The following is a 7,254-nucleotide window of genomic DNA, read 5'->3' as shown; positions in this document are numbered from 1 at the left end:
AATTCCACGGTTCGTACAGACATTCTTTTATTTTGTAAAGATAGGAATAAGGCATTTTCATGTCCTGAAGCCGGGATTTTAGCTTTTCTTTCCTCCATATAAGCTCTTAAGCCTTGTTCCACCTCGTCGGAAAAGTAGATGGAAACCTCCTTGCCTCCCTTTCTGTGGATACGAATGGCATTATTTTGGAAATCTACATCGGAGCAATTTAAACCTACGCATTCCGACACACGTATTCCGGTTCCCAGCATTAACTGCATCATAGCCAGGTCTCTGACTTGATTCTTCTCATGGTAAAGCTTTTCCTTTTTGCTTAAATCTTCTCCGGACTCTACCTGATCCAGAAACTGTGCAACTTCTCCTTGATCCATACGAACAATCTCTTCCTGAGAAAGCTTCGGTAAGGAGAGAAGAGCGGTCTTATTCTCTTTGATTTGCTCAGTTTTATATAGATAGCCAAAGAAGCTTTTTAAGCTGGAAATTTTCCTTTTGATACTCTTGTTATGATTTAAGACTTCAACTTCTTCAATTTGTCCCTCTTTACCAGTCTTTTTTTTCGTTCTATATTTCAAAAATTCCATATATTCCTCTAAATCCACCAGGGATAAACGATCTAAATCCCGAGCTTCAAAATCATAAATATCGGAACGAAGCTTTTTTTCCTCTAATAAAAATTGAAAAAACACCTTTAAATCATAGGCATAGGCAATTTTAGTTCTGGAGGAAGTAACTTGATCAATACCACGAAAAAAAGAAGCACAAAAGGAGGGTAAATCCTTTTGTAACTGACGAAGCTTTAAAGTATTCTGTTTATCTAATTCTAAATGATATTGTAACGGCATAGCTTTTTCTCTCTAATAGTTTTATTCTCTCTAATAAGGTTTTTTCTCCATAATCAATACAGAGCAAATCTTTTTAGCTTGAATCCGAATTTGATAGATACCAAAGCCATATTCAAGCCGTTGCATCTTAGTTTTACCAGATTATAGCATAATCCCTTTTTAAAAAGCAATAACTATTCGTTAAACAAGAGTTTAGCGAATAGTTATAACTAATTCGTTCTTTTCCAGGTCTTTGGAGAAAACAGAATCAACATAGGAAATATTTCCAATCTTCCTGCCAACATATCAAAGATCATAACCGCCTTTGAAAATGGCGAATAAATCGAGAAATTTTCTATTGGTCCAACCTTTGCCAATCCCGGTCCGATATTGTTAAAGGTTGCGGAAATTGCTGAAAAGTTTGTAGTAAAATCAAAACCGTCAAAGCTGATAAGAAAAATGGATATTATATAGACAAAGCAATATGCAATCAAATACGTACTTACCGAACGTACCACATTGTAATCCAGGCTTTTTCCTTCTAAACGAATTCTCTTGATGGCTTCCGGGTGAATAATGAGGTGCAACTCCTTCCCCATATTCTTCAATAAGATAATCAATCGGGAAACCTTTATACCGCCACCCGTAGAGCCTGCACAGGCACCGGAAATCATTAAGAATAAAATCACCATTTGACTGGGTACTGCCCAATGATTGTAATCCAGAGTTGAAAAGCCTGTTGTGGTAATAATACTTCCTACCGTAAAAAAAGCATGGTGAAGGGCAAATAACAGGCCATTTCCCATTTCTTTTAAATTATTAAAAGCGATGAATAAAGTTGAGCAAAGGATAATTAAAAGATAGGTTCTGGCTTCTTCTGAAGAAAAAGCTTCTTTCCACTTTCTTCTTTGTAAAAGATAATAAACATTGAAGTTAATACCGAACAAAATCATAAAAATGGTAATCAAGAACTGGCTAAACATGGAATAATCCACCATTCCGGAATTCCTGATGGCAAATCCCCCTGTTCCCGCCGTTCCGAAGCCGATACACAAAGCATCAAAAAAGGGCATTCCGGAAAGTAAAAAGGCAAGAATACAAATTACCGTTAGAACAAAATAAATCTTATAAAGGGCTTTTGCGGTATCTGCTACTCTAGGCACCATCTTAGACACATCCGGTCCCGGAGATTCCGCCTTCATAATCATCATGTTATAACCGCCACCTAAAGGAAGAACCGTTAAAACAAGGACTAATACACCCATGCCTCCCATCCAATGGGAAAAGGAACGCCAAAAAATCAATCCCTTTCCTAAGGCCTCCACATCGCTTAAGATGGAAGAACCTGTAGTAGTAAAGCCGGAAACAATTTCAAAAACCGCATCGATATAATGGGGAATTTTTCCGCTAATATAGAAGGGTAAAGCTCCCACTAAAGAAAGCACCAACCAGCAGCCTGCTACGATAACAAAACCTTCTCTGGTATAAAAGGCTATTTTTTTCGGTTTTTTTCGTGTTAAAACCGCCCCTACGACTAAAGACATGGCCGACACGGATAATATAGCCGCAGCAGAACTATGCTCCCGATATATTATGGCACAAATAAAGGGAAGCAATAAGCTGATTCCCTCTATTCTCAGTACCCAAGCCAGGATGTAGACAATCATACTAAAGTTCATAATGAATATCCTCTTCCTTCTTTACTTCCAAAATATCTCGTAAATCATTAAATCCTGTGTTGGTGGTAACCACAATCACCCGGTCTCCTACCTTCATAACATCAGAGCCCCTAGGGGTAATAATTTTATTCTGACGTATAATTCCGCAGATTAAAACTCCTTGCTTAAAGGACAGATCCGCAAATGGAATATTGATTAAATCCGGATCATTTAATACCTTAAACTCCAAAGCTTCTGCCTTTCCGTCAGCAAGCTTATACAAGGTCTCTACATTGGAGCCCTTGGAATTCTCCAAAGCCCTTACATATCGAAGAATACTCTCTGCAACAATCTGTTTCGGATAAATGACAGAACCCAAATTCATTTCATTGGTAACATTTTCAAAGGCAATACGATTGATTTTGGTAATCAAACGGGCATCGGAAAGCTTTCCCGCATAAAGAGAAAGCATGATATTTTCCTCATCAAATCCTGTCAAAGAACAAAAGGCATCCGTATTTTCTATTCCTTCCTTCTTTAAAAGCTCGGCATCAATACCGTCACCGTTAATGATAATACTATCCGGAAGTACATCTGCCAGATACTCACATCGCTCCTTGTTAGAATCAATGATTTTCAAACGCATATTTAAATGCATTTCATCAATATAGCGGGCAATATAATAGCTGATTCGTCCTCCCCCTACGATAATACAATCCCTTACAGGGGTATAATCCACACCCAACTTAATAAAGAACTTGCTTACATCCTTGGGTGCTGCAATAAAGCTCATCAAATCATCCGCTTCCAAAGCATCAAAACCGTTTGGAATAAGAATATCCTCTCCTCTTTGGATCAAAGTAATAAGTACATTTAAGCCCGTATCCTTTTGAAAGGTATGAAGAGGAATACCAATCAGCTGACTCTCCTTGGGTACCTTTACACGAATCAAATCCAGTTTTCCTCGAGAAAAGCTGTCTACCTTCATTGCAGAAGGAAAACGAAGCAGACGCTCAATTTCCTTTGCTGCAGCCATATCCGGATTGATTACCATGGCCAGGTTTAATTCATCTCGAAGGTAAGAGATTTCCGTAGTATATTGAGGATCACGAATTCTGGCAATGGTACGACAATTTCCCTCTTTTTTGGCAAAAAGACAACAAAGCATATTGACTTCATCCCGGCTGGTTGCCGCAATTAAAACATCCGCATTTTGCACTCCGGCTTCCCTCAGAGTCTGAAGCATAGCACCATTTCCATGGATTCCCATAATATCCAAAAAATCCACCGCATGGCGAAGAACCTTTTCATCCTGGTCCACAATGGTAATATCATGCCCCTCTTTGTTCAACTGATCTGCCAGGGTAAGACCTACCTTACCGCAACCTACCACAATAATATTCATGATTTTTCCTCATTTTACAGATATAAAACCAAATAAATACGACTATATTCCTACTATTCAAAGGAAAGCGGACTCTTTTAATCCTTTTTCGATAGCTCATTTAATACGGAAATATCCTGATTTAAAGCCTCTAAAAAATGAACCAGCAAATCCCTTTTCGCCTCTACCGGAAAAGCTTCCCGTAATTCGTCAAAACGAAAGCTTTTCTTGCCCCCCTCTTCCATCCGCTGATAAAAGTATTCCAGCTCCCGGTAAGGAACATAGTACTTCTCTCCTCTCTTGCTGAAGGATAGGATAATAAAGCTGATGCCTCCCTGCAGCATAAAGCGCTTCATAAAATCCATTTGATGGGCATGAAGGTTTTGCAGGGGAAAAGAGTCCTTGTGACATTCCTTAGCATCAAAACAAATGGGAATCCCTTGAACAATTCCCATATAATCCACTGTGGACTTCTTATCAAAATAGGCCAAAGTGATTTGTTTATGGCTTTGATCCAGCTTAATAGGCGTAATGGGGGTGGGAATCTTTTGAATGAGGGCTAAATTCTTTTCCTCATACAGCGCAATGGTATGATTAATTTCCTCTTCCAAAAGAGAGCCTCTTAGCCCTCGTGACTTCCATGTACCCATGTTTCCCATTCCTGAATGATGGAATTGCCCTGGAAGTAATTGATTTTCATGGCTTCACATACTTCTCCCAAGGTTTCCTCTGTCCGCTGTCTGGCCAGCTTCGTTCCTTCCAAGAGAATATCATAAACCTCCGGAATATTATTTTCCCAGTGCTTTCTCTTCTCCCGGATAGGCTGTAGAATTTCTTCCATTACAGCCAGTAAGGTCTTCTTACATTTAACATCTCCAAGACCGCCTCGCATGTAATGCTCCTTCATTTCCTCCAGATTCTGATAGTCCGGACAGAAACGAGAGAAATCCTCCTTGGGTGCAAAGGCATCCAGATAGGTAAATACGGCATTGCCTTCCACATGTCCCGGATCCGCCACATTGATATGAGTAGGATCTGTATACATACTCATAATCTTGGTTTTTACCGTGCTTGGATCATCGGAAAGGTAAATGCCGTTACCTAAGGACTTACTCATCTTCGCCTTACCGTCCGTACCCGGTAGTCTTCTTTGGCTGGAATGCTCCGGCAGAAGAATTTCCGGCTCTAAAAGCACTTCCTTTTGGTACAGCTGATTAAACTTACGAACGATTTCCTTACATTGCTCAATCATAGGAAGCTGATCTTCTCCTACCGGCACGGTAGTCGCCTTAAAGGCGGTAATATCCGCAGCCTGAGAAACAGGGTAGGTGAAAAATCCCGCAGGAAGACCTACCTCATTATCATTGACGCTCTCTCCCCCATGGAAGCCCCGGAGCTTCATCTCCGCCTTCACGGTGGGGTTACGGCTCAGTCTTTGGGTTGTTACCAGATTTAAATAATAAAAGCTGAGGGTATGGAGAGCCGGCAATCCGGACTGAATACAAATAGTACTTACATTGGGATCAAGCCCCACGGAAAGATAGTCCAAGGCCACCTCGATAATATTATCCCGAATCTTTTTGGGATTATCGTAGTTATCCGTTAATGCCTGGTCATCTGCAATCAGAATATTGATCTGATCATATTCTCCGGAATTCTGTAAATCCACTCTTCTACGCAAAGATCCTACATAATGCCCCAGATGTAATTTTCCTGTGGGACGGTCTCCGGTTAAAATGATTTTCTTTCCTGTACTTCCCATTTTTCTCTCCTTAAACCTTAGATACTTCTTTATTTCTTGAAGTATTTATAATAATCGAAAGCCTTTCTTCTTATTTATAACCTTGCCCAGTATACCATAGATTCTCTTAAAAGGCATTTTGAATCAGCTGAATCTTCTCTCCTTCTATACTGACCACATCAAAGCGACAGGCTGTTTCTGTCAAAGAATAGCCATGTTTACAAAGATAGGCTGTGGCCCAGTTACGAAGTCGCTTTTGTTTCGCTCTATCCACCGCATAAAGGCCCGGCACAAGGCTATGCTCCTTCCTGCCCTTCACCTCTATAAAGCAGAGTGTGTCTCCATCTCTAGCCACCACATCCATCTCCAGATGATGAAAACGACTGTTACGCTCCAGAATTTCATAGCCCTTTTCTTCCAAAAAGGCTACTGCTCTGTCTTCAAAAGCCTTTCCCTTCAGTGTATTGGAAATATTGGAAGCCTTTAAACTATCTGTAGCCTTCACAGAGGATTTTAAATGAAGAAGCTTCCTTTTTGAGTCATTTACCTTCTGTATTTTGTCTTCTTCTGTCTTTCCCATCTGTACTCCTAAAGTTTTATGATTTCCCGGCATAAAGCTTTTTTAAAAAGCTCCGCCGGTGTATAGGACAGGAGCCATACTCTAAAATAGCTTCTGTATGGGCTTTGGTTCCATATCCCTTATGTTTCTCAAAGCCATATTCCGGATATTCCCTGGCATAGTCCAGCATAAGATGATCCCTACTGACCTTTGCTAAAACACTGGCTGCCGCAATGGACAAAGACTTGGCATCCCCGTGAACAATAGGAATTTGGGGGATATCCACCAAAGGAATCCTTACCGCATCATTTAACAAAAGGGAAGGGGTAATAGAAAAGTTCTTTTTCATCTCCTCTATAGCCAGTCGCATAGCCTCATATGTCGCCTGCAGGATATTGATTTCGTCAATTCTTTCCGGAGAAACGATGCCGATTCCATAGGCTATCGCATTTTCCTTGATTTCCAGAAAGAGGGCTTCCCTTCGCTTTTCCGTCATTTTCTTGGAATCATTGAGAAAATAAAAAAGATGCTCTTTTGGTAAAATGGCGGTAGCCGCCACTACCGGTCCGGCTAATGGTCCTCTCCCTGCCTCATCAACACCGGCAACATAGGGAAGATCTGTATGTTCTTCCTCTAATTTCCACATTTCCTTTAAACGGGCTTCCTCTTTAAGTCTTTGTGCTTCTGTCATGCCTTGGCCTCATTTCTGTAAATCGCTTCTTCCCGGTATTATCTTTCCACTTTATTCTACTGCTGAATCCTCATCCCCTTCATCATACCACTTACCGGGATGTTCCAGGCTGATCTTTCCCAGTCTGCCACTGCGAAAATCATCTAAAATCAGACGGGAGACTCTGGTGTAATCCACATCTCCTCCCTTTTTGATACAGGCTCTTTTTACGGCAATCTTATCCATAATGGAAAGAGCCGCTTCCCCCTCCTCCGGTTCTATTCCATAGCGTTCCAGAATAGCATTAGGATAGTAGCGGACAAGATATTTTAAGAAATAAAAAACCAAATCCTCTATCGGTAAAATGTCATCATTGATAGAACCGATGAGAGCCAGATTATAGCCCACAATTTCCCTGTCA

7 protein-coding genes and 1 pseudogene are annotated in these 7,254 nt (G+C 40.6%); all 8 read right to left on the bottom strand.

The genetic code is table 11. The annotated features are described in order from the left end of the window. Nucleotides 1-842, bottom strand: an 842-nt coding sequence (locus RYL27_RS09900) for a tyrosine-type recombinase/integrase (protein ID WP_314966942.1), incomplete at its 3' end; no start/stop codon positions are given. Between the two features lie 209 nt (nucleotides 843-1,051). Next, nucleotides 1,052-2,500: a TrkH family potassium uptake protein gene (locus RYL27_RS09895; RefSeq protein WP_314966940.1), complete on the bottom strand. Its 1,449-nt coding sequence runs from the start codon at nucleotides 2,498-2,500 to the stop codon at nucleotides 1,052-1,054. Further along, nucleotides 2,490-3,884, bottom strand: coding sequence for a Trk system potassium transporter TrkA (gene trkA / locus RYL27_RS09890; RefSeq protein WP_007156136.1), 1,395 nt, complete (start codon nucleotides 3,882-3,884; stop codon nucleotides 2,490-2,492). The genes RYL27_RS09895 and trkA overlap by 11 nt, the downstream gene beginning before the upstream one ends. Before the next feature lie 77 nt (nucleotides 3,885-3,961). Then, entirely contained in the window at nucleotides 3,962-4,513 is a 552-nt protein-coding gene (locus tag RYL27_RS09885) for a Holliday junction resolvase RecU (RefSeq protein ID WP_314966938.1), read from the bottom strand. Beyond that, nucleotides 4,486-5,625, bottom strand: coding sequence for a tryptophan--tRNA ligase (trpS, locus tag RYL27_RS09880; protein WP_314966936.1), 1,140 nt, complete (start codon nucleotides 5,623-5,625; stop codon nucleotides 4,486-4,488). Before trpS ends, RYL27_RS09885 begins: the two co-directional genes overlap by 28 nt. Nucleotides 5,626-5,731: 106 nt before the next feature. Further along, nucleotides 5,732-6,184 carry a YraN family protein gene (locus RYL27_RS09875; RefSeq protein WP_314966934.1) on the bottom strand — a complete coding sequence of 151 codons (453 nt, stop codon included), beginning with the start codon at nucleotides 6,182-6,184 and terminating at the stop codon, nucleotides 5,732-5,734. A 16-nt stretch (nucleotides 6,185-6,200) separates the two neighbouring features. Beyond that, nucleotides 6,201-6,854 (bottom strand): ribonuclease HII, encoded by a 654-nt coding sequence (locus RYL27_RS09870; protein ID WP_314966933.1) that lies wholly within the window; start codon nucleotides 6,852-6,854, stop codon nucleotides 6,201-6,203. A gap of 51 nt (nucleotides 6,855-6,905) precedes the next feature. Continuing rightward, a pseudogene (locus RYL27_RS09865) lies at nucleotides 6,906-7,254 on the bottom strand (ribosome biogenesis GTPase YlqF); the annotation flags it as partial.

This window comes from Oribacterium sinus, assembly GCF_963537195.1.
GTDB lineage: Bacteria > Bacillota > Clostridia > Lachnospirales > Lachnospiraceae > Oribacterium > Oribacterium sinus_A.
This window is presented reverse-complemented; position numbering and strand designations above follow the sequence as displayed.

Excerpts from the sequence above, each read along its gene's own strand:
- RYL27_RS09895 (WP_314966940.1), bottom strand. The coding sequence starts at position 2,500 with ATGAACTTTAGTATGATTGTCTACATCCTGGCTTGGGTACTGAGAATA.
- trkA (WP_007156136.1), bottom strand. The coding sequence starts at position 3,884 with ATGAATATTATTGTGGTAGGTTGCGGTAAGGTAGGTCTTACCCTGGCA.
- RYL27_RS09885 (WP_314966938.1), bottom strand. The coding sequence starts at position 4,513 with ATGGGTACATGGAAGTCACGAGGGCTAAGAGGCTCTCTTTTGGAAGAG.
- trpS (WP_314966936.1), bottom strand. The coding sequence starts at position 5,625 with ATGGGAAGTACAGGAAAGAAAATCATTTTAACCGGAGACCGTCCCACA.
- RYL27_RS09875 (WP_314966934.1), bottom strand. The coding sequence starts at position 6,184 with ATGGGAAAGACAGAAGAAGACAAAATACAGAAGGTAAATGACTCAAAA.
- RYL27_RS09870 (WP_314966933.1), bottom strand. The coding sequence starts at position 6,854 with ATGACAGAAGCACAAAGACTTAAAGAGGAAGCCCGTTTAAAGGAAATG.